Origin of the sequence: Hymenobacter sp. H14-R3, from assembly GCF_030063445.1 — a bacterium.
Lineage (GTDB): Bacteria > Bacteroidota > Bacteroidia > Cytophagales > Hymenobacteraceae > Hymenobacter.
Map to the genome: position 1 here is coordinate 107585 of NZ_JASITD010000003.1, position 25384 is coordinate 132968.

At 62.2% G+C, this 25384-nt stretch carries 21 protein-coding genes; 15 read left to right on the forward strand and 6 right to left on the reverse strand.

Annotated features, from left to right (window positions below; genetic code table 11):
* Positions 1 to 114: 114 nt before the first annotated feature.
* Positions 115 to 603: a GNAT family N-acetyltransferase gene (locus QMK33_RS04200; protein WP_283563303.1), complete on the forward strand. Its 489-nt coding sequence runs from the start codon at positions 115 to 117 to the stop codon at positions 601 to 603.
* Between the two features lie 207 nt (positions 604 to 810).
* Here QMK33_RS04200 and QMK33_RS04205 read toward each other — a convergent pair whose 3' ends face one another.
* The gene (locus tag QMK33_RS04205) at positions 811 to 2907 is read right to left on the reverse strand and encodes a T9SS type A sorting domain-containing protein (RefSeq protein ID WP_283563304.1); all 2097 of its coding nucleotides are present in this window, start codon (positions 2905 to 2907) and stop codon (positions 811 to 813) included.
* A 167-nt stretch (positions 2908 to 3074) separates the two neighbouring features.
* Between QMK33_RS04205 and QMK33_RS04210 the strand changes: the two genes are divergently transcribed.
* The 3 genes from QMK33_RS04210 (at position 3075) to QMK33_RS04220 (ending at position 4725) form a co-directional block, all read left to right on the forward strand.
* Complete coding sequence (locus QMK33_RS04210) at positions 3075 to 3473, forward strand: carboxypeptidase-like regulatory domain-containing protein (protein WP_283563305.1); 399 nt, start codon at positions 3075 to 3077, stop codon at positions 3471 to 3473.
* Between the two features lie 31 nt (positions 3474 to 3504).
* Complete coding sequence (locus QMK33_RS04215) at positions 3505 to 3807, forward strand: hypothetical protein (protein WP_283563306.1); 303 nt, start codon at positions 3505 to 3507, stop codon at positions 3805 to 3807.
* Between the two features lie 282 nt (positions 3808 to 4089).
* A complete protein-coding gene (locus QMK33_RS04220) occupies positions 4090 to 4725 on the forward strand; it encodes a helix-turn-helix transcriptional regulator (RefSeq protein WP_283563307.1) in 636 nt (211 codons plus the stop codon).
* A 95-nt stretch (positions 4726 to 4820) separates the two neighbouring features.
* On the opposite strand, the gene QMK33_RS04225 is transcribed toward QMK33_RS04220, so the two are convergent.
* The gene (locus QMK33_RS04225; protein WP_283563308.1) at positions 4821 to 5729 is read right to left on the reverse strand and encodes a DUF6929 family protein; all 909 of its coding nucleotides are present in this window, start codon (positions 5727 to 5729) and stop codon (positions 4821 to 4823) included.
* Positions 5730 to 6103: 374 nt separating this feature from the next.
* Between QMK33_RS04225 and QMK33_RS04230 the strand changes: the two genes are divergently transcribed.
* Positions 6104 to 7009 carry a hypothetical protein gene (locus tag QMK33_RS04230; protein WP_283563309.1) on the forward strand — a complete coding sequence of 302 codons (906 nt, stop codon included), beginning with the start codon at positions 6104 to 6106 and terminating at the stop codon, positions 7007 to 7009.
* Between the two features lie 118 nt (positions 7010 to 7127).
* Here QMK33_RS04230 and ettA read toward each other — a convergent pair whose 3' ends face one another.
* Positions 7128 to 8795, reverse strand: coding sequence for an energy-dependent translational throttle protein EttA (gene ettA / locus QMK33_RS04235; protein ID WP_283563310.1), 1668 nt, complete (start codon positions 8793 to 8795; stop codon positions 7128 to 7130).
* Positions 8796 to 9092: 297 nt separating this feature from the next.
* Between ettA and QMK33_RS04240 the strand changes: the two genes are divergently transcribed.
* From QMK33_RS04240 to QMK33_RS04250, 3 genes are all read left to right on the forward strand, one after another.
* Complete coding sequence (locus QMK33_RS04240; protein WP_283563311.1) at positions 9093 to 10412, forward strand: DUF349 domain-containing protein; 1320 nt, start codon at positions 9093 to 9095, stop codon at positions 10410 to 10412.
* A gap of 80 nt (positions 10413 to 10492) precedes the next feature.
* Complete coding sequence (locus QMK33_RS04245; protein WP_068238128.1) at positions 10493 to 10714, forward strand: DUF2795 domain-containing protein; 222 nt, start codon at positions 10493 to 10495, stop codon at positions 10712 to 10714.
* 283 nt (positions 10715 to 10997) lie between these two features.
* Positions 10998 to 12452, forward strand: a complete 1455-nt coding sequence (locus QMK33_RS04250) for a TIGR04222 domain-containing membrane protein (protein WP_283563312.1) — start codon at positions 10998 to 11000, stop codon at positions 12450 to 12452.
* 21 nt (positions 12453 to 12473) lie between these two features.
* Here QMK33_RS04250 and QMK33_RS04255 read toward each other — a convergent pair whose 3' ends face one another.
* A complete protein-coding gene (locus tag QMK33_RS04255; protein WP_283563313.1) occupies positions 12474 to 13673 on the reverse strand; it encodes a lycopene cyclase family protein in 1200 nt (399 codons plus the stop codon).
* Positions 13674 to 13807: 134 nt separating this feature from the next.
* Between QMK33_RS04255 and QMK33_RS04260 the strand changes: the two genes are divergently transcribed.
* From QMK33_RS04260 to QMK33_RS04270, 3 genes are all read left to right on the forward strand, one after another.
* Positions 13808 to 15901, forward strand: coding sequence for an OmpA family protein (locus QMK33_RS04260; protein WP_283563314.1), 2094 nt, complete (start codon positions 13808 to 13810; stop codon positions 15899 to 15901).
* A gap of 107 nt (positions 15902 to 16008) precedes the next feature.
* Positions 16009 to 17067 carry a PorP/SprF family type IX secretion system membrane protein gene (locus QMK33_RS04265; protein WP_283563315.1) on the forward strand — a complete coding sequence of 353 codons (1059 nt, stop codon included), beginning with the start codon at positions 16009 to 16011 and terminating at the stop codon, positions 17065 to 17067.
* A 67-nt stretch (positions 17068 to 17134) separates the two neighbouring features.
* Entirely contained in the window at positions 17135 to 18409 is a 1275-nt protein-coding gene (locus QMK33_RS04270; protein ID WP_283563317.1) for an SUMF1/EgtB/PvdO family nonheme iron enzyme, read from the forward strand.
* Between the two features lie 218 nt (positions 18410 to 18627).
* Here QMK33_RS04270 and QMK33_RS04275 read toward each other — a convergent pair whose 3' ends face one another.
* Positions 18628 to 19332, reverse strand: coding sequence for a ComF family protein (locus QMK33_RS04275; RefSeq protein WP_283563318.1), 705 nt, complete (start codon positions 19330 to 19332; stop codon positions 18628 to 18630).
* A gap of 130 nt (positions 19333 to 19462) precedes the next feature.
* Between QMK33_RS04275 and QMK33_RS04280 the strand changes: the two genes are divergently transcribed.
* From QMK33_RS04280 to QMK33_RS04290, 3 genes are read left to right on the forward strand one after another with little or no spacing between them, the layout of a single operon-like run.
* Complete coding sequence (locus tag QMK33_RS04280) at positions 19463 to 19822, forward strand: carboxymuconolactone decarboxylase family protein (protein WP_502867045.1); 360 nt, start codon at positions 19463 to 19465, stop codon at positions 19820 to 19822.
* Positions 19812 to 20189, forward strand: a complete 378-nt coding sequence (locus QMK33_RS04285; RefSeq protein WP_283563320.1) for a hypothetical protein — start codon at positions 19812 to 19814, stop codon at positions 20187 to 20189. Before QMK33_RS04280 ends, QMK33_RS04285 begins: the two co-directional genes overlap by 11 nt.
* Positions 20190 to 20224: 35 nt before the next feature.
* The gene (locus QMK33_RS04290; RefSeq protein ID WP_283563321.1) at positions 20225 to 20998 is read left to right on the forward strand and encodes an exodeoxyribonuclease III; all 774 of its coding nucleotides are present in this window, start codon (positions 20225 to 20227) and stop codon (positions 20996 to 20998) included.
* 159 nt (positions 20999 to 21157) lie between these two features.
* On the opposite strand, the gene QMK33_RS04295 is transcribed toward QMK33_RS04290, so the two are convergent.
* Positions 21158 to 22189 (reverse strand): T9SS type A sorting domain-containing protein, encoded by a 1032-nt coding sequence (locus tag QMK33_RS04295; protein ID WP_283563322.1) that lies wholly within the window; start codon positions 22187 to 22189, stop codon positions 21158 to 21160.
* Between the two features lie 1503 nt (positions 22190 to 23692).
* Between QMK33_RS04295 and QMK33_RS04300 the strand changes: the two genes are divergently transcribed.
* Positions 23693 to 25069: a sigma-54 interaction domain-containing protein gene (locus QMK33_RS04300; RefSeq protein WP_283563323.1), complete on the forward strand. Its 1377-nt coding sequence runs from the start codon at positions 23693 to 23695 to the stop codon at positions 25067 to 25069.
* Positions 25070 to 25384: the final 315 nt, after the last annotated feature.

The following is a 25384-nucleotide window of genomic DNA, read 5'->3' on the forward strand; positions in this document are numbered from 1 at the left end:
ACGACTTCTTTTCGGATTTTTGAATGCGCTTTCTGGTTTTTATGGCCTGAGTTAATGAGTTGTGGTACAGCTTATTAACCCAGGCTTTTGCATACCTATTTTTTGGTTGATTTTATGACGCTCTCCCCTATCCTGCGGCGCGGCCAGGAAACCGATTTGCCCCGCGTGCTGGCCCTCATTCAGGAGTTGGCCGTGTATGAGCGCGCCCCCGATGCCGTGACTAATACGCTCGAAATGATGCAGCGCGATGGCTTCGGGCCGGCGCCAATTTTCGGTTTTTTCGTGCTCGAAAGCGGGGCTGATATTATCGGCCTGGCCCTGTTTTACACCGCCTACTCGACCTGGAAGGGCCGCATGCTTTTTCTCGAAGACCTAGTGGTGACCGAGGCCGCCCGGCGCGGCGGCTACGGCCGCCTGCTCTTCGATGCCGTGGTGGGCGAGGCCCAGCGCACCGGCGCGCAGCGCATGAAGTGGCAGGTGCTCGACTGGAACGAGCCGGCCATCGCGTTCTATAAGAAACTGGGAGCCAACATTGAAAGCGAGTGGCTCAACGGCAACCTTACTGCCGAGGACCTGGCCAACTACCAGCCGGTGAAGAGTTAAAAGCCAGCCCGGCCCCCGGTCCGCCGGCGCGAGCTGGCCGACCAGTTATCATGTGAATGATTCCTGCACGACCAGCCGCGGGCTCTTCAACTGGTTGGTGCGTGAACAAGTACCTGCGCGACTGGCCAGGCGGCGCGCCCGTCAACCGGTCGGCCGGCTTCGCCGGCGGACCGGCGCACGAACCCTTGCTTAGCAACTACCATTCAATCAGAGTTTTATCACCCGCACGCTACGGCTGCCCTGGTCGGTGGTGAGGCGCAGGATGTAGAAGCCGGGCCGCAAGCCGGTTACGTCGAGGGTGAGCAGGTTGAGGCCGGCCTGCACGCTGGTGCGCTGGCCCCGGTGGTAGCGGCCCAGCTCGTCGTAGAAGCGCAGCACCAAGTCGCCGGTTGCGGCGGCAGGATAGGCTAGCTGCAACTTATTGCCTTCCAGTGGGTTAGGGAATACCTGCGCGTCGGCAACAGCCTCGCCGGTTGCCACGGGCATGGGGGCGGCGTAGTCGAGGCTGCCATCGGGGCGGCGCAGGCCCAGGCGGTAGTAGCGCAGGCCCAGGGCCGGGCGCGGGTCGGTGAGGGTGTACTGACTGCTGTTGGCGGCCCCGGCATTGGTGGTGGCCACGGCTTGCCAGCCCGCACCGGCGGTGGTGGTGTCGAGGCCCGCGCTGCGCTCCAGCACAAAGCCGTTTACAAAGCACTCGTCGCGGGTGCTGAAGGTGGCCGCCGGCGCGGTGCCTACCGCATTGATAGCCAGCGCTGTGAGCGGGGCCGGCAGCATGGCCGGGCCGCCGCAGCCCCGGTTGCGGAAGCTGCGGGTGCGCAGCACCAGCCGCCCGCCCGCCACATCGGAGGCCGGGTCGAGCACGCGCAGGGTGGCCCCCGCCGCCACCCCAAAGTGCATGATGGCCCCCGGCCGAATGAGGTGCGACAGCTGCTGCGCGTGGCCCAGCTCGTGCACGGCCACCGACTCCAAATCGTACTGCCCCGCCCCGGGCCGCGCCGGCCCCAGCTGAAACGGCAAGCTGGTAGTAAACTGCTGGTCGATTTCGGACACGTAGAATATCACCTCGCCCTGGGCATTGTAACAACCCGAATAATAAGAGGTTGTGCGCCCCAGCACCCGAGCCGGCAGCGTGCCATCGTCGAAGGCAACGGTATTCACCTGGTCGAGGGCCATGGTATTGGCCGGGGCATCGGGGCCCAGCTCCCAGTTGATGCCCGAGGTGCAGCGCCACTGCGCCAGCGCCCGCTGCCAGGCCGCCACGGCGGGGGCGTTGCTCCGAAAATTGGGGGCCAGCCGAAACGTGAGGCCGCCCGTGGCATTGGTAGCCACGTGGTTGGGGCGGTCGGTGAAGGTGCCGGTGGTGTTGTCGATATTGGCGAGGGCGTAGACGATGACGAGCGCTGTGGCCGTGGTGGCGGCCGTGCCATCGGCGGCGGTTACGGTAACGGGGCCGGTGCCGGCGGGGTGGCCGCCGCTGGCCAGCGAGGGCACCCGCACCAGTATCTGGGTGTCGGTCCAGCTGAGGTAGTCGCGAGCCAGGGCGCGGGTGGTGGTGGCCCCACCATCGTCGGCGTTGCGAAAATCGACGCCCCCGCTGCCTTGGCTGCTGCCAAACCCACTGCCCCGAATGGTGAGCACCGCCCCGGTGCCCGCCGTAGTTTGGGCCGGGCTAAACCCGCTGATGGTGGGGGCCGCCGTGCGCTGGGCGAAAGGGCTGGCCAGCCGCTGGGCGGCCGCTTGCAGGCGTGGGTTGGCCCGCAGCAGCTGCGCGGGCTGGCCACTGAGCTGCGTGGTTTGCTGGGCGGCCGCGGCCCAGGTGGCGTAGGCACGGGCTGGCTCGGCGGCGGTGCCCAGGGCCAGGCTATAGGTGATAACGCCCTGGCTGGATGCGTAGGCGGCGTAGGCCGGGGCCACGCCCGGCCACGGCGCGGGCTGCAAAAAGAAAATCCCCTGCTGGCCCACTGGCAGCGGGCGCAGGGTGTTGGTGAGCTCCTGGCGGGCCAGGCCCACCTGGCCGCCCTCTACCAGCAGCGGCAGGGCGGCGGTGTCGGGCAGCACGCCCTTGAGCACCCGAAACACGCGCAACCGCTGCCGCGTAAAAATGCGTTGGTGCGCGGCATCCCATTCACCTTGTGCATCAAGCACTTCGGCCTCCACGATAAGGTTGGCGGCCTGCACCCGCTCGGCGGGGCCCAGGGGTAGCAGTAGGCACGGCAGCGGCGTGGGCTGCGCGGCCAGCCGGCCACCGGCCAGCACCAAACACAACCCCAGCAACCACCCCCGGAAACGAATAAAAAAGCGCATGCTACGAAAGTAATCCTGGCCCGGCCCCCAGCCGCAGCCGGCCACTCGGCCTACTACCGTCGCATCCGGCACGCTTTCTGAAACAAGACTTTCAGCCATTAGTCGCTGTTTGCGTACTACCACCTTACGTTTCCCCTGTCCCGCCCATCGCTTACCCTACTCTACTTATGAATTATTCACACTCTTTCTTCTGCATATTATTCACTGCCAGCACGTTACCTGCATTCAGCCAGACTACCCCGCCGGCCGCCGGGTACGACGCGGCCAGCCGGGCGTGCAACGCGTTCAGCGGCCGTGTTATGGCCGGTGGCAAGCCACTGGCCGGCGTTAGCCTGTCGGTGAAGGGAGCCATGATGATTCTCATTACCAATGAGGAAGGTTTTTTTACACTGCCTGCTACTGGCACCGGGTTCCCCACGCTCACGGTGAGTGCCGCCGGCTACGCGCCCCAGGTAGTTACGCTCGCCTCGTGCGCGCCCGCTACGGTGGAGCTGCAAATATTGCCCGGCACGCGCATCAAAAAGCACGGCAAGCGCAAGGGCCAAATCACGAAGACGGGCGAATAGGGCACCCGCCCAAGCTTCGCTTTTTTACCGCATGATACCCGCGCCCGCCTTCGTAGTGACCAGCAGCTTTCGGGTACCGGGGCTAGGCCTGCTGGTGCTGCCCGCACCACCCGCGCCCGCCTGGCTGGGTGCCCACCCGCTGCACACAACCCTGCTGCTACGCCTGCACCGCCCCGGCCAGCCGCCCCTGGCCCTGCCCGCCACCATTGAGGAGCTAGCCCGCGCCGATGAGCCGCCCACCCGAGCCCTGCTGCTCGATGCCGACCCCGGCGGGATACTCCCCGCGGGCACCTGGCTGCAAATAACGGACACTGAGCAAAATGGCTTGCTTTAGCTAGGAGAGCGCTGTACTTTGGTATCAACTCCTCCCTATACCTCAAGCGATTACGCGGTCTAAGGTTGAGTATTGCCACTCTACTTTCCTTACCTGCTATGATTTCCCTACTCTCTGCGCGGAAGCCTGCCTTCTGCGCGCCGTTCTGGCCCGGCTTTAGTTGGAATAGCTCTTTTGCCCCGGCTCAATGTTACCGTGGGCGCGCGTCCAGCCCATACTGCAACCCATTGCTGGCTAGTTACTTGGGTTAAGTACTGATAGTCCCACCTCAGTAATTAATCCATGGCAACGCTCCTTCTGGATGCGGGGCTGCTGGTGGCCGCCCCGCCCACTCTCCTCCGCCACGGCTTGCTGCTCACCCTGCGCGAAGCCTGGCCCACCTGCCCTATTCATTTTGTGGCCGACCTGGCGCAGCTGCCCCGGCTACTGCACAGCCAGGCCTACGCCCTGCTCATTATGGATGGTACTGCTCTGGCTGCCAAGGTATTGCCTACCATTCTGAGCCAGGTGCGCAGCTTGCGGCCCTGGCTCCCTACGCTGGTGCTTACGGGCCGCCGGCCGCCGGTGCTGCCCGTGGCCCTGCTTCCGGCCGCGGCCCATCGCCTGCTTTCGCACCATGCCACGCCCGCCGAAGTAGCCGGCGCGGTCACGGAGCTGCTCGCTACCGCGCCCACGCTGGCGCTGCCGCAGGCCCCGTGCTCCCCCCACCGCCCCTACCACGCCGGCTTCAGCCCCCGCGAGCTGGAAGTGCTGGCCCTGGTAGCCGCCGACCTCTGCAACGAGCAGATTGCCGACCAGCTGTGCCTCAGCGTGCGCACCGTCGAAAGCCACCGGCGGGCCCTGCTGCATAAGGCCGGCGTGCGCACCCCCGTGGGCCTCGTAATGCGGGCCCTGCGGGAAGGCTGGGTAGAAGCCTGATTTTCGAAATGCCGGGTAAGCTTTAGCGTGCCAGTAGCTGGCTGACAAAGAATTAGCTACTGGCACGCTAAAGCTTACCCGGTATTCGCCCGCGCTCATAGCCGCAGCTCGGCCACCAGCGCCGTGCTGCCGCCCAGGTCATCATCGGTTACCAGTAGCAGCTCCAGCCAGCCGGGCCCGAGGGTGCGGCGCACGGCCAGGCCCTCGACCTTGCCCAGGTAGGCGCGGCCATCGGCCCAAGCCAGGCGGGCGAAGGTGGCCGTTTGGGTAGCCAGGTTCACCACCCCCACGAAGGAGCCCAGCACCGCGCCGTCGGCCACGGCACTGGTGGTGGCCTCCACCGAGGCCGTTACGAGTAGCTGCCCCGCCACGTGGGTAGCGCCCGAAAACCCTGCCACGTAGCCGCCCAGCGCGGGCAGCGCAAACGACAGCACCCGCGTGGGGGCCGGGGCCGGCCAGCGCGGCTCAAACAAATGCGCCAGCGTGGCATCGAGCGGCAGCGCAAACAGCAGCGCGGGCCCGCCGCCCACGGTGCGCTGCAACAGCAGCAGCTCGGTGGCGGTAGTGGCGGCGGCTTCGAGGTTGAGGGTGGCGCCAGCCGGCAGCCGGGCCCGCAGCTGGGCGTAGAGGCGGCTCAGGTCGAGGCGCTGCACAAAGCGCGGGCCGGCCGGGGCATCGGCCGCCGGCAGGCCCACGAAGTAGCCCGTTTCGCGGTTGGGCTGCGAGCCCGAGCCGCACAGCAGCAGCCCGGCCGCGCCGGTGGGGCTCACCACGGCGGCCATGCTTTCGAGGTCGGGCTTGGCCGCCTTGGGAATGCGGCCGCTGCCAAAGTCGCTGGTTTCGAAAAGCTGCACTTGGCCCACGGGGGCCAGGGTGGCCGCATCGAGCAGGTAGAGCAGCGGCGCATCGTCGCTCACGAGGTAGGCAGTGGGGCCGATAATTTCGACCCCCGAGGCGGAGGGCAACTGCGGCAGCACATTTTCGGAGAGGATGGTAGCAGTCATGGCGGGGGCAAATGGCGAAGTAGGCGACCAAAAATAGGCGCCGGTGCGGCCCGCGTAGGCAGGAACCTTAGTTTGGGTAAGCCAAGCCGTAGCAGTGGCAGTGGCCTTTTTTGCAAGCCAAAGTCAGCCTTTCCCCAAAGTCACCAAACTGGCAGCGGGACCTAGTGCGCAACCGCCACCAGTGCGCCGCGACGCAACCACAACAACTACCCACTGGCCGATAAAGCTTCTCAGGAAAAGCAATCCGAAAAAATACATTTCTAAACCACTCCCCAAACTATTAACCCATTAGGTATCCAGGCAATGTTATTGGCAGGCTTTTGCGTTTATTGCGGCCGGTTTTTCCCTTTCCTTTCCCCTTACCAGTTCGCTGCATGAGCCCTTACTACCAGCCTTCCAATAAAATGCCCCCCACCGGCATCCTGACCCTGCTAGCCGGCGGGGTGGCGGTGGCCCTGATGCTGGCCCTGGTGTACATCTATGCCGTGTGGTACATCCCGTTCGTTTACATCAATTTTATTCTTTGCCTGGGATTTGGGCTGCTGCTGGGCGCGGCCCTGGCTATGCTGGCCCGGCTGGGTAAGCTGCGCAGCCCCGGGGCGGTGGGTGGGCTGGCGCTGGCCGTGGGCCTCGTGGCCGTGTATCTGGAATGGGCGGTGTACCTAACGCTGCTCCTCAACTCCGAAACCACGGGCACGGGCAAGGCAGCCGATACGAGTACCTCGTTCAGCCCCAGCATTTTCACGGCCGTTCTTACCCACCCGGCGGCGATGTGGACGACCATGCGCCAGGTAAATGAAACCGGCACCTGGTCGCTGAAAAGCAGCACGCCTTCCGGCCTGTTTTTAGGAGCCATCTGGGTTATGGAGGCCCTTATGATTTTGGGCGGCGCGTACTTAATGGCCCGCGCCCAAGCCACCGAGCCCTTCTCCGAAACCAGCAACGAATGGGCTACCGAAGAAGCCCTGGCCCACCCCATTAGCTACGCACCAGATGCCGCTGCCACCCGCGCAGCCCTCGAAAGCGGCCAGTTTCACCACCTCACGCCCCACACGAGCGCGGTGGCCGAAGGCCCGTTTGCCCGCCTCAGCCTCCACAGCGCCCCCAACGACCCCAACTGCCGCTACCTCACGCTGCACAACGTGACCACCACGCTCGACAAAAAGGGCAAAGCCACCCAAAGCACCGCCACCGTGGTGCAGCACCTCGCCATCTCACCCGCTGCGTTCCAGGAGCTGCACCGGCGCTTTGGCACACTGCCAGCCACTGGGCCGGGGTAAATACCTACCCGCTATCTTTTAAAACAAGCTGATTGTCAACACTATAAAACAAGTATCCCCGGCGGTGCCAGCTACAAAGCTGGCACCGCCGGGGATACTTGTTTATGCAGCGTACCGCCTAGCTCAGCTTGCGGTAGCGCACGCGCTTGGGCTCCACGTCGCCGAGGCGCTTGCGCTTGGCTTCCTCGTAGTCCGAGAAATTACCCTCGAACCACACCACCTCCGAGTCACCCTCAAAAGCCAGGATGTGGGTGGCCAGGCGGTCCAAGAACCAGCGGTCGTGGCTGATGATGACGGCGCAGCCGGCAAAGTTCTCCAGCGCGTCTTCCAGCGCCCGGATGGCGTTCACGTCCAGGTCGTTGGTGGGCTCATCGAGCAGCAATAGGTTGGCGCCCTGCTTGAGGGTCATGGCCAGGTGCACCCGGTTTTTCTCGCCGCCCGAGAGCGTGCCCACCTTCTTCTCCTGGTCGCCGCCCCCAAAGTTGAACTTGCTTACGTAGGCCCGCGAGTTCACCGGGCGGCCGGCCAGCAGCATGGTTTCGGTGCCGCCCGTGATGGTATCAAACACCGACTTGCTGCCATCGAGCGAGTCGTGCTGCTGGTCGATATAGGCCGTTTGCACCGTGGGACCCACCTCGAAGGTACCCGCGTCGGGCTGCATCTGGTCGGTTATCATGCGGAAGAGCGTGGTTTTGCCCGCGCCGTTGGGCCCGATGATGCCCACAATGCCGCCCTGCGGCAGCGAGAAGCTCAGGTTCTCAAACAGCAGCTTGTCGCCAAATGCTTTACGAAGCCCTTCGGCCTCAATTACTTGCGAGCCCAGGCGCGGGCCATCGGGGATGAACAGTTCGAGCTTCTGCTCCTTGTCCTTGGCTTCTTCGCCGGCCAGCTTTTCGTAGTTGGCCAAGCGGGCTTTGCCCTTACTCTGGCGGGCCTTGGGCGACATCCGCACCCAGTCCAGCTCGCGCTGCAGGGTTTTGGCGCGCTTGCTTTCGGTGTTTTCCTCCTTGGCCATGCGGTCGGTTTTCTGCTCCAGCCAGCTGCTGTAGTTGCCCTTCCACGGAATGCCGCTGCCGCGGTCGAGCTCCAGAATCCAGCCGGCCACGTTGTCGAGGAAGTAGCGGTCGTGGGTCACGGCGATTACCGTGCCCTTGTATTGCTGCAAATGCTGCTCCAGCCACAGCACGCTCTCGGCGTCGAGGTGGTTGGTGGGCTCGTCAAGCAGCAGTACATCAGGCTCTTGCAGCAGCAGGCGGCACAGGGCCACCCGGCGCTTTTCGCCGCCGCTGAGGTTGCCGATGATGGCATCGGCGTCGGGGGTGCGCAGGGCGTCCATGGCGCGCTCCAGCTTGCTGTCGAGGTTCCAGGCGTCGAGCTGGTCGAGGCGCTCCTGCACCTTGCCCTGGCGCTCCAGCAGCTTGTCGAAATCGGCATCTTCGGCCCCAAAGGCTTCGTTGATGTCGTCGTATTCTTTGAGCAGGGCTACCGTTTCGGCGGCGCCTTCCTGCACTACTTCCAGCACCGTTTTGGCGGGGTCGAGCTGGGGCTCCTGCTCCAGGTAGCCCACCGAGTAAGCGGCCGACGACACTACTTCACCCTGAAACTGCTTGTCGACGCCGGCAATGATTTTTAGCAGGCTCGACTTGCCCGAGCCGTTGAGGCCGAGCACGCCGATTTTGGCCCCGTAGAAAAAGGAGAGGTAGATATTTTTGAGAACTTGCTTCTGGGGCGGGTAAATCTTGCTTACCCCGGCCATACTGAAGATAATAGTGGGCTGGTCGGACATGGGGCTCGGGAATAGGTGAAAAAGCGGAACACTGCAAAGCTACCTTGCGCCGCTAGGTTTGCGGGCCGCCCGGCTGCCAGAAAAAATGCGGGCCTTCGCATAAAAAAGCGCCAATTATAAGCCAAATCTGTTGGCAGCTTCGTAGTTGAGCAAAATCTCCACCTGGCACCCACCTGCCTACTGTGCGGCCACAACCAATTTTCCGCGTAAACTTGTAATTCCTTCCCCCGACTATGTTGGGAGCCAACTGCCGGGCTTACCGGCGTTTTTGCCTCACTCTATCTTTCCCATTCCCCAATGGAACTCCCCGACCACCCGCTCACGGAAGCCCGCCGCTATGGCTACGTGGAAGACGGGGGCGTGTGGCTACGCCCAACGCTGGGCCAGCCGGCCCGCCGCATCGGCCAGGTAAAAGACACCGACGACGACGCCCTGCGCTACTTTGGCCAGCGCTACGAGGCGTTCCGGGTTAAAATCGAAGAACTTCTGGACCGCCTGCAAGCCGCTGATAACCAAGGGTCTTTTCTGATGAAGCTCCTGCACTTGCAGGAACAGTGCAAGCAGCACGACGGCCTCGGCGACTACGAAACGCTGCACCGCCGCCTCAAGGAGGCCGAGGAGCAGCTCAACGTGTCGGTGGCCCGCAACCGCGAAAAAAACCTGGCCACCAAAGCCAGCCTCATTGGCCAGGCTCAAGCCCTGCGCGATACCGAGGAGTGGATTGCTGCCAGCGAAACCGTGAAGGAGCTGCGTCAGGCCTGGCTCAAAACCGGGCCCGTGGACAAAGGCATAACCGAGGAGCTGGAAGGCCGCTTTCACGGCGCGGTGCAGGAGTTTTTCGACCGCCGCAAAGCTTTCCAGACCGACCGCAAGGCCCTGGCCCGCCGCACCGTGGAGCGCTACCGCGAGCTGGTGAACCAGGCCGAGGTACTCAAAAACTCCGACCAGTTCGAAACCACTTCGCGCCAGCTCAAGCAGCTGCAAAATGCGTGGCGCGAAATCAACGGTACCTTGCCCAAGAAGCAGGCCGCCGAGTTGTGGACCAAGTTTCGGGCCGCCAACAACCATTTTTTCGAGCGCCTCAAAAAGCATATCGAAACCCAGCGCCCTGCCGAGGTGCGCCCCGGCGCCACCCCCGGCTCGCCCGAGGAGAGCCTGTTGCGCAAGCGCGAGCTGGCCAAGCGCGCCGAAGCCCTCATTGCCCTGCCGCCCAACCAAGGCGTGACCCAGGCCAAAAACCTGCAAGCCGAATGGAAGCAAAGCGGTGCGGTGCGCGGCCCCGAAAGCGACCAGCTGTGGCAGCGCTTTATGCTGGCCTGCGATAAAGTGTTCGAAATGAGCGCTTTAGACTACTACCTGCGCAAGCGCCAAGCCGAGGGCGCCCCGCCCCTGCCCCCCGCCGAGCGTGCCCAAACCGCCACGGTGGCCCTACGCAAATTTATCGAGAGCGACCGCCAGGAGCTGGCCGGGCTGCAAGACAACCTGGGTACGCTCAACTCTTCGGCCGCCAACGACCAGATGCGGCAGCTGTTGCAGGGAAAAATTCGCACCTTCGAGCGGAAAATCCAAACCAAAACGGAGCTCATCGCGCTTTTCCAGCTGCCTACTTCAGGCTAACCTTTGCTTCGGGGTTTACGTTGCGCCCGTGAAGCTTACATTTAGCAACCTTTTTCAAGCATCTTTTTTTCTTTCTGACCATGTACTGGACTCTCGAACTTGCTTCCTATTTGGAAGATGCGCCCTGGCCCGCCACCAAAGACGAACTCATTGACTTCTCCATCCGCTCGGGTGCCCCGATGGAAGTAGTTGAAAACCTACAGGGCCTGGAAGACGATGGCCAGCCCTACGAAAGCATCGAAGAGGTGTGGCCCGACTACCCGACCAAGGAGGACTTCATGTTCAACGAGGACGAGTACTAAAGTTGACTAGCAGCTAGGAGTGATTACTTAACAAGTGTTCTTCAGGTACTTGCAGTAGACAACTACTTCAAACCCTTTTCCTGAAACTCCTACTTGCTCACCAGTGAGCTAATCGCGGGGCACCCCAGCCGGGTGTTGCCCCGCGATTTTTTTTACAACCCCCATCGGCAACCCAGTTGCAGCGGCGGCCTTAAACGCGGGCCGGCCGGCGGGCGCAAGGGCAGTAGTGGCTTTATCTTTAGGGCGTTGGGGTGGCCCACCAAGGGGCGCCTCAGTTATGCGTATGCCTATTGCTTTGCCGCCCGCCCCGCAGTCGGAGCTTTGGGCGCGGCTCGTTGCCCTCGACCTCGATGGGCAGGCGTCCCTTTCGTTTTCGCACCGGCTGGCCCGCGACAATGGCTGGCCCCTGGCTTTTGCCCGGCGCGTGGTGCTCGAATACAAGAAGTTTGTGTACCTGGCCGCTACCTGCGGGCACCCCGTTACGCCCTCCGATGAGGTAGACCAGGCCTGGCACCTGCACCTCGTGTACACGCGCTCGTATTGGGAGGAGCTGTGCGGGCAGGTGCTGGGCTTTGCCCTGCACCACGGCCCCACCAAGGGCGGCGCGGCCGAGGGCCACAAGTTTCGGGAGTGGTACACCGCCACCAAGCAGGCCTACCAGGCAGCTTTTGGCGAGATGCCCCCGGCCGATATTTGGCCGGCGGCGGCCGTGCGCTTTGGTGAGGCGCCCCACTTTCGGCGCGTCAACCTGCGGCGGCACTGGCTGCTGCCGCGCCCGGCTATGCCCAGGCTGCGCGGGCGGCTGGCGCTGCCCAACCGGCGCTGGGGGCTGGCGCTGGCGGCGGCCCTGGTGCTGGTAGGCTGCACGGCGCGCACCCCGCTCAACCCATTTGACTGGTACGGGACCGAGTTTTTGAGGCTATTCTGGGGAGTGTATGCGCTTTCCCTGGCGCTGGCGCTGTGGCTGCGCGCCCGGGGTGCCGGCCCGCAGCAATCTTATGAAGGGCCCCTGCTTAGCACGTATGAGGTGGTGCGCCTGGCAAACCGAGGCAGCCGCCTGGCCGACAGCGCATTGGCTGCCCTGGCCCACTCGCAGCAAATAGAGCTGCTGCCCGACCAAAAAATCAGGCGCGCTACTGACACCCCGCCCACCGTGCCCTACGAGCGGGCCGTGTGGAACCTGATTGTGCAGCCGGGTAGCTCGAAGGTGGAAACGGTGCGCGACCAAGCCAACCGCCAGATTAAGGTGGCCGTGCGCGACCTCGACCAGTCGCTCCAGGCCAAGGGCCTGTTGCTTGGGGCTGCCGCCCGCCGCCGGCTCGATTACTACCCGCCGGCGGCTACCCTCGCCGTTGTGCTTTTTGGGTTGATAAAGCTGGTGGTGGGCTTGGTGCGTGGCCGGCCAGTTGGTTTTTTAATTCTCTCTTTACTAGCTATTTCCCTTATAGGCGGCGTTGCGTACCTGCATGGCGCCTGGGCTACCGGCCGGGGCAAGTATGTGCTGCGGGAGCTGGCCCGGCGCACCAAGCAAGGCCCGGCCGACGGGGCGCTTACCACCCAATCCGTTGCGTTTGCAGTGGCCTTTTTTGGTCTTAACGAGCTGAATAACCTGGGCTTAGCCAGCCTGGCTACGCACCTGGCCCCGCCCGCTACTACTAGCGGCGGCGACAGCAGCGGCGGTGATGGCGGAGGCGACGGGGGCGGCTCGGGCTGCGGGGGCTGCGGGGGCGGCGACTAGCTACTGGTACCCCAAAGGCCGCTACGCGCGCCGGCCCGGCCGGCCGCGCAGCACCTGCCCAATGGAGCGCATAAAAGGCCCGGGTGCTACCGAGTTCATCACCCGCAGGTTGTCGGCCCAGCTGGTTTTCTCATCCAGAAACCGGAAGATGCGCCCTACCGGGTTGCGCTCGAACAGCTGCGCGAAGATGTCGCGGGTCGTTTCGCCCCGGCGCTGCATAATATCGAGCAGCAGCGTGTCGAAGAGCCGGAACTGCCAGCGGTCGCCGGTGGCGTTGGCGGGCGGCTGGCCCGTGGCAGCCAGCGCCGCCACCAGCCGCGCCGACTGCGCCTGAATGCGCCGAAACGCGTAGCCCGTGCTAGGCTTGGCCCGCCCGGCGCGGGTGCCCAGATTAACGATGTGCGCCCCGGCGCGGGTGGGCAGCGGGTGGTCCGTCATCGGGATGGCCCCAACTTCCTCGGCCGTAACGCGGTACTGCGCGGCCGTCAGCTTGAGGTTATCTTGCAGGTAATCAAGTATATGTGCTTCGTACTCGGCCTTGGCCAGCGGCTGGCCCGAAAACAGCGTGTACTCGACCAGCGCCCGGCGCGGGCCGAAGGGCAGCACGTACATGAAGCGCGCCTCGTGGTACTGCGGCCCCCGAAAATCCATGAACTCCACCACCGCGGGGTCGAATACGTCGTGGTCGGTTTCGATTTCCCAGCCCACAAAGTGCTGGAGCTGGTAGCGGTGCTTGGCGGGCCGGGGCTCGATGGCGGGCGGGCGGCTATCGAAGGCGTAGCGCGCCGTAAACTCCTCCCCCGCCTCGGTGCGCACCCGCACCCCGGCGGGCGTGTTTTCGAGCGCCGCCACCCGGCCGCGCACCACGGTAAATTGCGCCGGCCGCGCCGCCAGCGCCTGGTGCACAAATTGGTAAAAATCGAGGCCCCGAATGGTACGATAGCGGTAGTCCCCGAGGTCGAAAACGTGCTCGAAACCGGGGCTGCGGAAGGCGATTTTCGACCATTCGCCCACCGCCAGCGCGTCGAATAGCGTGGGCTCGTCGGCCCAGAACGACCAGGTGCGGTCGTTCTGGTCTTTGGCCTCGGGCTCGATGAGCAGCACCCGCCGGGCCGCCAGGCGGGGTTCCTGGGCCAGGTGGTAGGCTAGGCTGAGGCCGGCGGCACCGCCCCCCACCAGCACGTAGTCGTAGGCGGGCGCGGCAGGGAGGAGCTGAGACATAGGGCAAAGATGCGGCGGCCGGCCGCTTTGGCAATTTGGTATTAGGTTCGTAGTAGCAAGCCCATGCCCTAGGCTGGGGTGGCATTTTTTTAGTATTTTCCGGTGCTTTTCTGCGACTGGCTTTCGTTTACGCTATGAACCTGAATTCGGCGCTGTTTTTTATGCCGGCCCTCGCGGCTGGTTTGTTGGTTGCTTCCGCCGCCCACGGCCAATCAGTGCTGTGGGGCAGCAAGATAGAGGAGGTTTCTTCCCAAAAAGCCAAGCTCAAGGAGCCCTACGCCCCCGATAAAGCGCTGGGCGAGCCCAACGCCCAGCCCCTGGGCCAACTCAGCAACGAGGCCTGGAGCCCGGGCAAAGACGGCTCGAACGAGTTTATTGAGGTGCGCTTTATCAAAAGCATTCTGGCACAGCAAGTTACGGTTATTGAGAACTTTAACCCCGGGGCAATTACCAAGATTGAGCTGATTGACATCAAAGGCGAGCGCCACCAGGTGTACAGCAACCCCAACCCGGGGCCCATTCCGGACCCCTACCGCACGCTGCAAGTCAAGTTTAAGCCCGAAAAGTACCGCACCGTGGGCGTGCGCGTGACCCTGAACGCGGCCAAGGTAGACGGCGTTAACCAGCTGGATGCCATTGGCGTAGCCAACGTGGACGTGCAGATTGTGAAGCAGGATTTTAAGAACCCGACCTCCACGGGCGTGGAAACGGTGCAGATGGACTCGACCCTCAAAAACCTGGGCCCTAACATCAACAGCCGCTACGTGGACACGCACCCCGTGATTTCGCCCGACGGCCGCACCATGTTCTTCGCCCGGCAGTTTCACCCCGGCAACCGGGGCGGCGGCCGCGACCCGCAGGACATCTGGTACTCGAAGCTGACGAGCGGCAAAAACCAGACCTGGAGCCTGGCCAAAAACCTGGGTACCCCGCCCAACGGCCCCGAAGACCCCAACGGCCTGGCCTCGGTATCGGCCAACGGGCAGGTGGCGCTGCTCACCGGCATATACGTCGATGGCTTTATGGAGCCTAAGGGCTTTAGCACGAGTCGGCACTCGCCGGGCGGCTGGAGCGTACCGCTTAAAGTGCAGATTGACAACTTTATAAACAAAGACCCCGAGCACGTCGATGGCTACCTGGCTACCTCGGGCAAGGCCCTGCTCATGGCCGTGGAGCGCCCCGAGGGCCAGGGCGGCCAGGATATTTTTGTGAGCTTCCCGAAGCCCATTCCGGTGGGCGAGCAGCCCGACCCCAAGCGCGTCACCGAGTGGGGCAAGCCCATTAGCCTGGGGCCGAACATCAACACGCCGGGCGCCGACTTTGCGCCCTTCCTGGCTTCCGATAACAAGACGCTGTACTTTGCCTCCGACGGGCACGGCGGCTACGGCAAGAGCGATATTTTTTACGCGAAGCGCCTCGATAGCACCTGGACCAAGTGGAGCGCCCCGCGCAACCTGGGCCCGGTGGTGAACTCGCCCGATTTTGATGCCTACTACACGGTGTCGGCGGCCGGCGACAACGCCTACCTGGTGTCGTCGCGCAATGGCACCGACGGCTCGAAGGACATCTTCCGCATCGCGCTGGCCCCGGCCTTCAAGCCCGAGGTGGTGACGCTGGTGCAGGGCAAGGTGCTAGACGCCGTGACCAAGAAGCCCGTTCGGGCCATCATTCACTACGAAAACCTGATTACGGGCGAGGAAATCGGCGTTACCGAATCGTCGCCCGTCGATGGCTCCTACACCATTGTGCTGCCCGCGGGCGTGCAGTACGGCTACCGCGCCGAGTCGCCGGACTACATCGCCGAAAACGCCAGCCTCGACGCCACCACCGCCGACAAGTACTCGGAGAAAAACCAGGACCTGTTTATGGTGCCCTTTAAGGTGGGCCAGAAGGTGAAGCTCAACAACATCTTCTTCCCCCAGAGCAAGTTCTACCTGCAGCCCAGCTCGTTTCCCGAGCTGCTGCGCCTGGTGAAAATACTGCGCGACTACCCCACCGTGGAAATCCTCATTGGCGGCCACACCGACAACCAGGGCGACCCCGCCCTCAACGTGAAGCTGAGCGAAGACCGGGTAGAGGCCGTGAAGAAGTACCTGGTTAGCAAGGGGATAGATGCCAAGCGCCTCAGTACAAAGGGCCTGGGCGGCGCCGAGCCCATCGCCAGCAACGAGCAGGAAGAAACCCGCCGCTTCAACCGCCGGGTGGAATTCACGATTACGAAGAAGTAATTCCCGTCTGTCATACTGAGTTCACGAAGTATCTTGTTAGGTTCGCATCGCTAGCATTTTTCATCTCACGCTTCGTCAACCCTGTCAGAATGCTTCGCAAACTCAGCATGACAGACGTTTCTGTGCCGCTCACTTCGCCCACTATCTGGCTGAGAAGCAGCTTACTTGGCCTGGCGCTGCTGGCCGCCATGGCCGCGCGCGCGCAGGACGTGTACTACTCGCAGGCCTTTGCCAACCGCCAGGCCGACAACCCCGCCTGGGCCGGCATTATGGACGACTACAGCGCCACGCTCAGCTACCGCAACCAGTTTCCGCAACTCGCGGGCACTTTCCAAACCGTGCAGCTGGCCGCCGACTGGCGCATTCCGAAGCCCGGATTGCATCACGCTCTTGGAATAGTGATAAACCAGGACCGCACCGGGGCCGTGGGTTACACCCGCCTGGGGGCCACGGCGCAGTATGCCTACCACACCCGCCTCACCCGCACGCTGGCCCTGAGTGGCGGGGCGCAGCTGGGCTACGGCCGCCAGCGCGTGGGCTACGATAACTACACCTTCGGCGACCAGTACGGGGCCGATGGCACCTACACCGGTACCTCGGCCGAGAGCCTGGCCGGCTTCCCGCCCGTGAACTACCTCACGGTGGGCGTGGGCGGCGTGCTCTACGCCGAGCAGTTCTGGCTCAGCGCCTCGGGCCAGCATCTCAACCGCCCCGATTTGGGCTTTACCACCCAAACCAGCCTGCCCCTGCGCCTGAGCGCCAATGCCGGCTACAAGCTCTTTATTCAGAAGCCGGCGGGCTACGGCGCGGGCGAGCAGCGCGAAATCAGCCTCACGCCCACCGTGGGCTACACGCGGCAGGGCGGCTCGCAGCGCTCGGAGGCCGGCGCGTATCTGCTGGCCGACCCCGTGACGCTGGGCGTGCTTTACCGCAACCTCGCCAGCCCCGATTTAGGAACTCAACACGTGGTGGCCGTGGTAGCCGGCATTGCGGTGGGCGACTTGCGCCTGGGCTACAGCTACGATGTGGGCGTGAGCCAATTAGCCAGCGACTTGGGCGGGGCGCACGAAATAACTTTCACCCTGCGTGCGTTTGACAAGCTGGAAAGCGCCTTTCGTCGCCTCAAACGCCGCGATTATCCAATTTCTCCTTGTCCCAGCTTCTGATTGTTTGTAATATTGCAACCAAATTGCTCGTCATAATCTATTAGCGCCATCGGCAAATTCCTCTGTTATGAAATTCCCTAACTATTTGGGCCTGCTCGCGGCGGGCAGCCTGGCGCTGGCCAGCTGCAACAAAGGCGGCACCCCCACGGCTACCAGCCCCGGCAAGGCGTCGTCAACGACTGGTATCGAGTACAATACCGACGAGGGCATGAAGGTGTCGGATTTCAAGAAAATCCCCACTGGCCCGGGCCTCGTGTACATCGAGGGTGGCCGCACGGTGCTGGGCTCGCAGGAGGAAGACGTGACTAACACGCACGACAACATCGAGCGCACCGTTACCATCGCCTCGTTTTACATGGATGAGGCCGAGGTGGCCAACATTCACTGGCTGGAGTACCTGCACTACATGCGCAAAGACTCGTCGGAGGAAAAGTACAAGGCGGCCCTGCCCGACACCACGGTGTGGTCACGCGACCTGTCGTTCAACGACCCTTACGTGACTTACTACCTACGCTACCCTGGTTTCCGCTACTTCCCGGTAGTGGGCGTAAACTGGCTGCAGGCCGATGGCTTCTGCGCCTGGCGCACGGCCAAGGTAAACGAGAACCTGGCCAAAGGCGGCAGCAGCAAAAGCAGCGGCGGTGGCTTGTTCAAGAAGAAAAAGAAGAAGGGTGACACTGGCACCGCCGAAGGTGGTGCTGCTGCCGCCAACGCGGGCGCCCTGGCTGATGGCAAGGGTGGCGCGTCCATCGAAAACGGCAACTCGCTGCCCAACTACCGCCTCCCCACCGAGGCTGAGTGGGAATACGCCGCCCAGGCCCTCGTTGGCACCCAGGAAGTGGGCAACGAGAACCAGGAAGAAAAGCGCATTTACCCGTGGGATGGCCGCTCGACCCGGAACCCCTACGGCAAAGAGCAGGGCAAATTCCTGGCTAACTTCAAGCGCGGCCGCGGCGACTACGCCGGCATCGCGGGTAGCCTGAACGATGGCGCCATGATTACCTCGGGCGTATACGACTACGCTCCCAACGATTACGGCCTCTACAACATGGCCGGCAACGTAAACGAGTGGGTGCAGGACGTGTACCGGCCCCTCTCGTACCAGGACGTGGAAGACCTGAACCCCTTCCGCCGCAACGGCGTGGGTGACGATGCCAGCAAATACGACAAAAAAGGCTACCAGAGCCTGATTGACGACCACGTGCGCGTGTACAAAGGCGGCTCGTGGCGCGATGTAGCCTACTACCTCTCGCCCGGCACCCGCCGCTTTATGGCCGAGGATTCCGCTACGTCTACCATCGGCTTCCGCTGCGCGATGATTAACGCCGGCACGAACAAATAATAATCGCAGATTTAGACAGATTGCGCTGATTTCGCTGATTCAGACGTCTTCTTTGTGAGCAAAGGGCCATTCTTCGGAATGGCCCTTTTTTGTGGCTGGCATCGTATCAGCAGCGCGTATTTTTTAGGCTATTCTTCAGTTAATCAATTATTTACTACTATTATGTAGCAAGCGCATTTTGAATGAGCAAAATCAACGTAATCTGTCTAAATCTGCGATTATGCGCTGGCGATAGTGGCGATGCTGATGGCGCGGGCGCCGGCGGCCAGCAGGGCGGCGCCGCAGGCTTCCAGGGTGGCGCCGGTGGTGAGCACGTCATCGACCAGCAGGATGTGGCGGCCGGCCACGGCGGTGGGGTCGGGCACCTCGAACACAGTGGCTACGTTTTGCCAACGCTCGGCGCGGCCTTTGCGGGTTTGGGAGGCGGTGTGCTCGGTGCGGCGCAGGGCATGGGCGGCGCTGGGGCAGGGCAAGGCGGCCGCCAGGCCCGTGGCGAAGGCTTCGGCTTGGTTGTAGCCGCGGCGGGCCAGCTTGCGGCGGTGCAGCGGCACCGGCACGATTAGGTCAAAGTTCAGGTCTAGGTCCGGGCCGGCGGCCAGTAGCTCGGCCCCGTAGAGCTGGCCCAGCGCGCTACCCACCTGGCTCTGGCCTTGGTACTTAAGCTGGTGCAGCAACTGCTGCACCCGGCCGTGGCGCACAAAATGCAGGTAGCTAAGCACTTGCTGCACGGGCAGCTTGCCCCAGAAGCGCCGGGCCAGCGGGTTGGCCTCGGGCGGCAGCAGGTGGTAGTCGGTATAGGGCAGTTCGGCGCGGCAAGTAGTGCAGAGGTTGGCCTCGCCGGCCACCAGCGGCGCGCGGCAGGCCAGGCAGGGGCGCGGGAAAAACAGGGCCGCCAGGTCGGCCAGAAGCGGGCGCAGTATCATTTCGGGAGCGAAGCGGTTGTGATCCGTAAGTTCGCCCCAAAGCAACGATTGCTAATTTTTAATTTTGAATTCTTAATTCCTAATTCTTCCCGTGTCTCTAACCACCGACTTCAACGACTACCGCGAGCGCATGAACGAGCGCGTGCTCTCGTACGATAACAAGGTTATCAAGCGCTTCTTCAACCTCGATACCAACACGTACGCCGCCGGGGCTATCGACGTCAAAACCAAGGAGATGCTGGGCCTGGCCTGCTCGCTGGTGCTGCGCTGCGACGACTGCGTGAAGTACCACCTCGGCAAGTGCCAGGAAGAAGGCCTCAGCGACGAGGAAGTATTCGAAGTGTTCTCGATTGCCAACCTCATTGGGGGCAGCATCGTGATTCCGCACTTTCGCCGCGCCGTGGAGTACTGGGAAGTGCTGCGCGCCGAAGCAGCCCTCGCCGGCCCCACCGGCCACAAATCGGCCCCCAACCCGCCCCATGAACACTAACGATACCCCCGCCCCCCACGAGAGCGAAGCCGACTTCAACCGCCGCTGGGACGAGCTGCTGGCCTCAATGGCCGAGCGCTTCGAGCGGCGGCCCGACCTCAATGCGCTGCTACTGCTCATTGGGGTGCAGGAGCTGGGCCAGGGCGTGGCCGCTTTTACCAAAGAGCAGAAGCAGGACCTTATGCACATTGCCACCTGCAAGTTGTTCAGCCTCAGCGGCCACTACGAGCTGGCGCACGTAGACGAGGAAGGCTGGCCGCATTATAAGCTGGTGAACCCCGTGCCCTTTGCCAACCTCAAGGAGCAGGAGCGCATGCTGAAATGGCACATGCTGGAGTATTTCGACGCGCTGGATGACGAGCAGTAAGTAATTGTCATTAAGCATTTTACGCTTATCTGGTTTTGAAAATCGTTTCGTATAACCTGAATGGCCTGCGCTCGGCGCTGGGCAAGGGGCTGCTCGATTGGGTGGCCACTACCCAGCCCGATGTGCTGTGCGTGCAGGAAATAAAGGCCGGCACCGCCGCGCTCGACGTGAGTGGCCTAGCCGCGCTGGGCTACCACGCCTACCTGCACCCCGCCCAAAAGCCCGGCTACAGCGGCGTGGCCACCTTCAGCCGCGTCAAGCCGCTGGCCGTGGTAACGGGCTGCGGCAATGCGCTTTATGATGCCGAAGGGCGCGTGCTGCGCCTCGATTTTGCGGGCGTGTCGGTGCTGAATACCTACATGCCCTCGGGCACCAGCGGCGAGGTGCGCCAGGCGTTTAAGGTGGCGTGGCTGCACTGGTTTCGGGATTACGTGGCCGGGCTGCGGCACGATGCGGCCGTGCCGCCGCTCGTGATTGGCGGCGACTTCAACTGCTGCCAAACGCCCCTCGACCTGCACAACCCCAAGGCCAACCAAAACAGCCCCGGCTACACGCCCGAGGAGCGCCAGTGGTTTCGGGATATGCTGGCCGATGGCTACGCCGACTCGTTTCGGCAGCTGCACCCCGAGGCCCCGGGCCACTACTCGTGGTGGAGCTACCGGGCCGGCTCGCGGGCCCGCAACGTGGGCTGGCGCCTCGACCACCTGCTACTCGACCAGGCGCTGCTGCCCCGCCTGCGCGGGGCCGGCCTCTGGCCCGATGCCGTGCACTCGGACCACTGCCCCGCCTGGGTCGAGCTGGCCGACTAGCCGGTTCGGCCTACCAGCGCCCGCTGCAACAACGCTCAAAAGGTAAAGAAAAAGGCCCCGTTGCTCTGGTAGCAGCGGGGCCTTCTTCTTTACCTTTTGCAGAAACTCACTCGGCGAAAGTGGGTGTTATATTCAGTATGGCTTTAGTCCAATTTCTTGTTAATTAGCTACTTGCAGGCGCTGGGTCGAGAGCGACTGCCCCGTGGCATCGCGCAGCACCACGTGGTAGACGCCGGTAGCCAGCCCGGTGGTCGAAACCGTGAGCGGGGCGGCGGCGCCTTCGCTGCTCACCACGCGGGTGCTCAGCAGTTGGCCCATGGTCGAGTACACGCTCACCGAGTAGCCGGCGCTCAGGTCGGCCGTGGCGCTGATGGTTACTTGCTGGGTGCCCGCTGTAGCGGGGTTGGGGTAGATGCTGAAGCTGGTTTTTACGAGGCCAGCGGCCAGCACGGCCACGGGTGAGAGGTGGGCCGTGCCATCGGCGTCGAGCTGGCGCAGGCGGTAGTACAGGGTTGCCGTTTGCAGGGCCGCGCCATTATCGGGCAGCGAGTAGCTGCGGGGGGTGGTGCTGCTACCAGCGGCGGCCACCTGGCCCACGGCTACAAAGCCATCAATCGGGTTGGCTGAGCGCTCTACTACAAAGCTGGCGCTGTTCACTTCGCTGGCCGTAGCCCAGGTAACCAGGGCGGCCCCGGTGCTAGCCACGCGGCGCACGGCAAAGCTGGTGAGCGATACGGGCAGCGGGCCGGCGGGGTTGATGATGTTAATCTGGCCGTTGGAGTCGTCGGCGAAAGCATAATACACGTCCGTGTTAGAGGCAACTGACAATAAGTTGGTCAACGTGATACCTACTTTGTAAAAGTCCTGCGTCGTGTTAAAGCTTACCGTACGGCGGCCATCGGGCAGCAAGTTGAGCGAGAGTAGCGAAGAACCCCTTGCCGTTTCTAGAACCGTACCATCTACCTTATAGGTAGTTATGGTTGCATTATTAAGCAGGTTAACGTCCAGTAGGCTGCTGTTACCAATTACTACCCCAGCACGGTTGCCAGCGCGGCCAGGTGGGTCGGCTACGTTGGCCCCAGCCCCGTTCAAATCGAGGCGCAACGTGGTAGAGCTACCTACTCCAACGAGAGTGTTAATGGTAGCAGCCGAGTTATTATCTGAACCAGCAGCATTTTCCGGTTTCGTCACGCCACACGAGAGGGCACACAATATACCATTCTGGCTAGTTTTATATCTACCGGTACCATCATCAAAATTAGATAATACTCTAGGTATCACCGTAGTAGAAGCCACACCTAAGCCGTAGTATAACTGCATATTATCCAGTACTGTAACGGTACCAGTCCGCTCTATCGACACGAATGAGAAAGGCTTTGTAGCTTGAAAGCTTACCAAGGAGCGGCCATCCGGCAACAAGTTCAGACCCAGCAGCGCCGACAAAGACGAAGACTCCAACTCGATGCCATCCGCATCATACGTTTTCAGTACCATACCACTATTCAGCAGGCCTACGTCGAGCAGATTGTTAGCATTGCCTACCACAAAGCCGGCCTTGTATGTGCCAGGGGCAGTGCCATCCAACTTTACTTTAAGTTGCGCTGAGCAATTGACCGTAGCAAGGCTAGCCATAGTAGCAAAGTTGTTAAGGTCTGCATCTACCGTCCGTTCGGCATTTTGAATAGCTGCTGCGCATCCGGTTACGGTTTGGGTACCCGCTCCAACCCGCGAAATGTAGCCGGCTACCGTCCGCGACTGATTAGCCGCAATACCGTAGGCGTACTTGATATCTATAGATGAGCCTAAGTTCAAGACTGAACCGAACTCCATCTCAACCTGGTCGAAATCCTTGCCAATAGTTGTAATAAGCTCCAACTGCATTGGCTGACCAGTATCGGCTAGTAACTTGAGTTGTGCTGCGCTTGCTGATACTGTTCCGCTATTCAGTGCATCATTTGGTGTTTTGGAAGTACTTAAGTACGTTCGTATCGTAACTGCACCTAATGCCTGCAGGCCTAAAATTGTGCTGCCATTGGCAAGCAACATGCCTGCGCGATAACCACCCGTGGCGATGTCGCTTAGTTGCAGCCGCACCTTGGTTACACCTACTAGCGGCACTGGCACACGTACTGCTAGTGACAGGTTGGCGATACTACTCGTAGTGCCCAGTTGTAACCCTACTGTATTCGAGCAGCCGAAAATGGGAACACACGTTTGAGCTAATACTGGAGTTCCTTTCGAATACAATACGGTTTCTGTCGAAGTCTGGGCCTGCACCCGGGCTACCAGCAGCAGCAATACCAACGTGAATACCAGGAAAGCCGTCCGCCGCAACTCCGTTCCCGTTGCGCGGGCATTTTTGATTATTTCAAGAAGAAGCATGATGCCGAGGAGTAAAGGTTGGACATGACCCTATTCTCCCAATTAGTCGGCCAATTTTATAAATTGCTGATTATTAGTAAAATATATTAATTTATATTTTACGTGTTTCTCCCAAAAAAGAATTGGTTTCTCATAAAAACAAGAATCCAACCTTCTTTTTTCACCGTAATTAGTACAAGTATGATATTTACCTCGGAATTTTACACAAATTTTATTGAACGGACAGAATTTGCTACTTTATAATTTTACCACTAATTTTTTGCTCTTTCTTCCGCCAGCAATTGCTATTGCCAGCTCTAGCCTTCTTTATTCATGAAAACATCCGGCTATTACCACATCTGGCTTATTGGACCCGACAGTCACTACGTCACGCGGCTGTGTCACCGGCTTAGTATGAACCCCGACCACTTGGTGCGGCGCTTTACTACGGTGGCGCTGGCGCTGGCCTACCGCTCGGCGGCCACGGCTATGCCCAACGCGCTCATTCTGGACGGCGACGGTCCGGAGGGCCTGCCGCGCCGCCTCGTGCGCAAGCTGAGCGAGCGCCTGCCCACGGCCCATTGCTTTGTGCTAGCCAGTGAGCCCGACGCCGAGATGGAGGAAGAGCTGCTTAGCCAGGGCATCGACCACTACTTATTAAAGGACCTGGGCAGCCCCGAGCGTATTTGGGAGGCGCTGGCCGCCGCCCGGCAGCCCACGGCCGGGGCCTCGCCCGCGCCCCATGCGCAGGAGGCCCCGGCCGGCATGCTGCTGGGCCAGCACGCCAGCATGCACCAGGTGCGCGAGCTTATTGCCAAGGCCGCCCGCACCACCATCACGGTATCGGTGAGCGGCGAAACGGGCACCGGCAAAGAACTGGTGGCGCAGGCCATTCATGCGCAGTCGGGCCGGGCCGGGCAGCCCTTTGTGGCGCTCAACATGGCGGCTATTCCGCGCGAGCTGCTGGAGAGCGAGCTATTTGGCCACGAGAAAGGGGCTTTTACCGGGGCCTCGGCCCGGCGCATTGGCCGCTTTGAGGAAGCCAACGGCGGCACGCTGTTTCTGGATGAGATTGCCGACCTCGAACTGGTGCTGCAAGCCAAGCTGCTGCGCGTGCTGCAAGAGCGCGCCGTGACGCGGGTGGGCGGCAGCCAGCCGGTGCCCTTCGACGTGCGCCTGGTGGTAGCCACGCACCGCAACCTGGCCGCCGAGGTAGAGGCCGGCCGTTTCCGCGAGGACCTGTACTACCGCCTGCTGGGCCTGCCCATTGAATTGCCCCCGCTGCGCAACCGAGGCTGCGACATTCTGCTGCTGGCCCAGGAGTTTGCCTGCACCTTCAGCCAGTTCAACAAGCTGCCCGCGCGGGCCTTTAGCACCGAGGCGCGCCAGCGCCTGCTGGGCTATGCCTACCCCGGCAACGTGCGCGAGCTCAAGGCCGTGGTAGAACTGGCCACCGTGCTGGCCGACGGCGAGCACATTGAAGCCTGCGATATTCCCTTCCGCACGGCTCCGGCTGCGCGCGCGGCCGACCCGGCGGCGGGCGGCCGCTCCACGCTCACGTTTCCGTCGCTGCGCGAGCAAACCATTGCCATTATGCAGGACAGCCTCTCGGCGCTGAACGGCGACGTAGTAGCCGCCGCCAACCGCCTGCGCGTGGGCCGCTCTACGCTGTACCGACTCATTCAGAGCGGGCATTTGCAGTTGCCGTAGCGGGCGGCGGGCAAAATGCCCGAATCTTGCTGTAACCTTGCCGCAAAAGGAACGGTTAAAAGCGTGCGGACCGGCTACTGGCCGGGACGCATACTTTTTCATTTCACTTGATTTTTCTCCGTTATGTTTTACCTGTTTTTGGCCCTCGCCCTGGCGACTGCCCTGCTCGCCCTCGACACTGCCCGCCGCGTTCGCAACATGGTGAGCCCTGCCACTGTGGGTGCCAACTAGCTTGCGCTGGTGCCTGAAAACAGAAAAAGCAGCCTAGCGGGCTGCTTTTTCTGTTGGTAACAGTCTCGTTAATAATAATTTATC

What these genes read in the sequence shown, in the direction of transcription:
- QMK33_RS04225 (WP_283563308.1), bottom strand. Translation starts at nt 5,729, where the DNA reads ATGACTGCTACCATCCTCTCCGAAAATGTGCTGCCGCAGTTGCCCTCC.
- QMK33_RS04210 (WP_283563305.1), top strand. Translation starts at nt 3,075, where the DNA reads ATGAATTATTCACACTCTTTCTTCTGCATATTATTCACTGCCAGCACG.
- QMK33_RS04240 (WP_283563311.1), top strand. Translation starts at nt 9,093, where the DNA reads ATGGAACTCCCCGACCACCCGCTCACGGAAGCCCGCCGCTATGGCTAC.
- ettA (WP_283563310.1), bottom strand. Translation starts at nt 8,795, where the DNA reads ATGTCCGACCAGCCCACTATTATCTTCAGTATGGCCGGGGTAAGCAAG.
- QMK33_RS04220 (WP_283563307.1), top strand. Translation starts at nt 4,090, where the DNA reads ATGGCAACGCTCCTTCTGGATGCGGGGCTGCTGGTGGCCGCCCCGCCC.
- QMK33_RS04265 (WP_283563315.1), top strand. Translation starts at nt 16,009, where the DNA reads ATGACAGACGTTTCTGTGCCGCTCACTTCGCCCACTATCTGGCTGAGA.
- QMK33_RS04230 (WP_283563309.1), top strand. Translation starts at nt 6,104, where the DNA reads ATGAGCCCTTACTACCAGCCTTCCAATAAAATGCCCCCCACCGGCATC.
- QMK33_RS04275 (WP_283563318.1), bottom strand. Translation starts at nt 19,332, where the DNA reads ATGATACTGCGCCCGCTTCTGGCCGACCTGGCGGCCCTGTTTTTCCCG.
- QMK33_RS04255 (WP_283563313.1), bottom strand. Translation starts at nt 13,673, where the DNA reads ATGTCTCAGCTCCTCCCTGCCGCGCCCGCCTACGACTACGTGCTGGTG.
- QMK33_RS04250 (WP_283563312.1), top strand. Translation starts at nt 10,998, where the DNA reads ATGCCTATTGCTTTGCCGCCCGCCCCGCAGTCGGAGCTTTGGGCGCGG.
- QMK33_RS04260 (WP_283563314.1), top strand. Translation starts at nt 13,808, where the DNA reads ATGAACCTGAATTCGGCGCTGTTTTTTATGCCGGCCCTCGCGGCTGGT.
- QMK33_RS04270 (WP_283563317.1), top strand. Translation starts at nt 17,135, where the DNA reads ATGAAATTCCCTAACTATTTGGGCCTGCTCGCGGCGGGCAGCCTGGCG.
- QMK33_RS04205 (WP_283563304.1), bottom strand. Translation starts at nt 2,907, where the DNA reads ATGCGCTTTTTTATTCGTTTCCGGGGGTGGTTGCTGGGGTTGTGTTTG.
- QMK33_RS04285 (WP_283563320.1), top strand. Translation starts at nt 19,812, where the DNA reads ATGAACACTAACGATACCCCCGCCCCCCACGAGAGCGAAGCCGACTTC.
- QMK33_RS04280 (WP_502867045.1), top strand. Translation starts at nt 19,463, where the DNA reads ATGAACGAGCGCGTGCTCTCGTACGATAACAAGGTTATCAAGCGCTTC.
- QMK33_RS04245 (WP_068238128.1), top strand. Translation starts at nt 10,493, where the DNA reads ATGTACTGGACTCTCGAACTTGCTTCCTATTTGGAAGATGCGCCCTGG.
- QMK33_RS04300 (WP_283563323.1), top strand. Translation starts at nt 23,693, where the DNA reads ATGAAAACATCCGGCTATTACCACATCTGGCTTATTGGACCCGACAGT.
- QMK33_RS04200 (WP_283563303.1), top strand. Translation starts at nt 115, where the DNA reads ATGACGCTCTCCCCTATCCTGCGGCGCGGCCAGGAAACCGATTTGCCC.
- QMK33_RS04215 (WP_283563306.1), top strand. Translation starts at nt 3,505, where the DNA reads ATGATACCCGCGCCCGCCTTCGTAGTGACCAGCAGCTTTCGGGTACCG.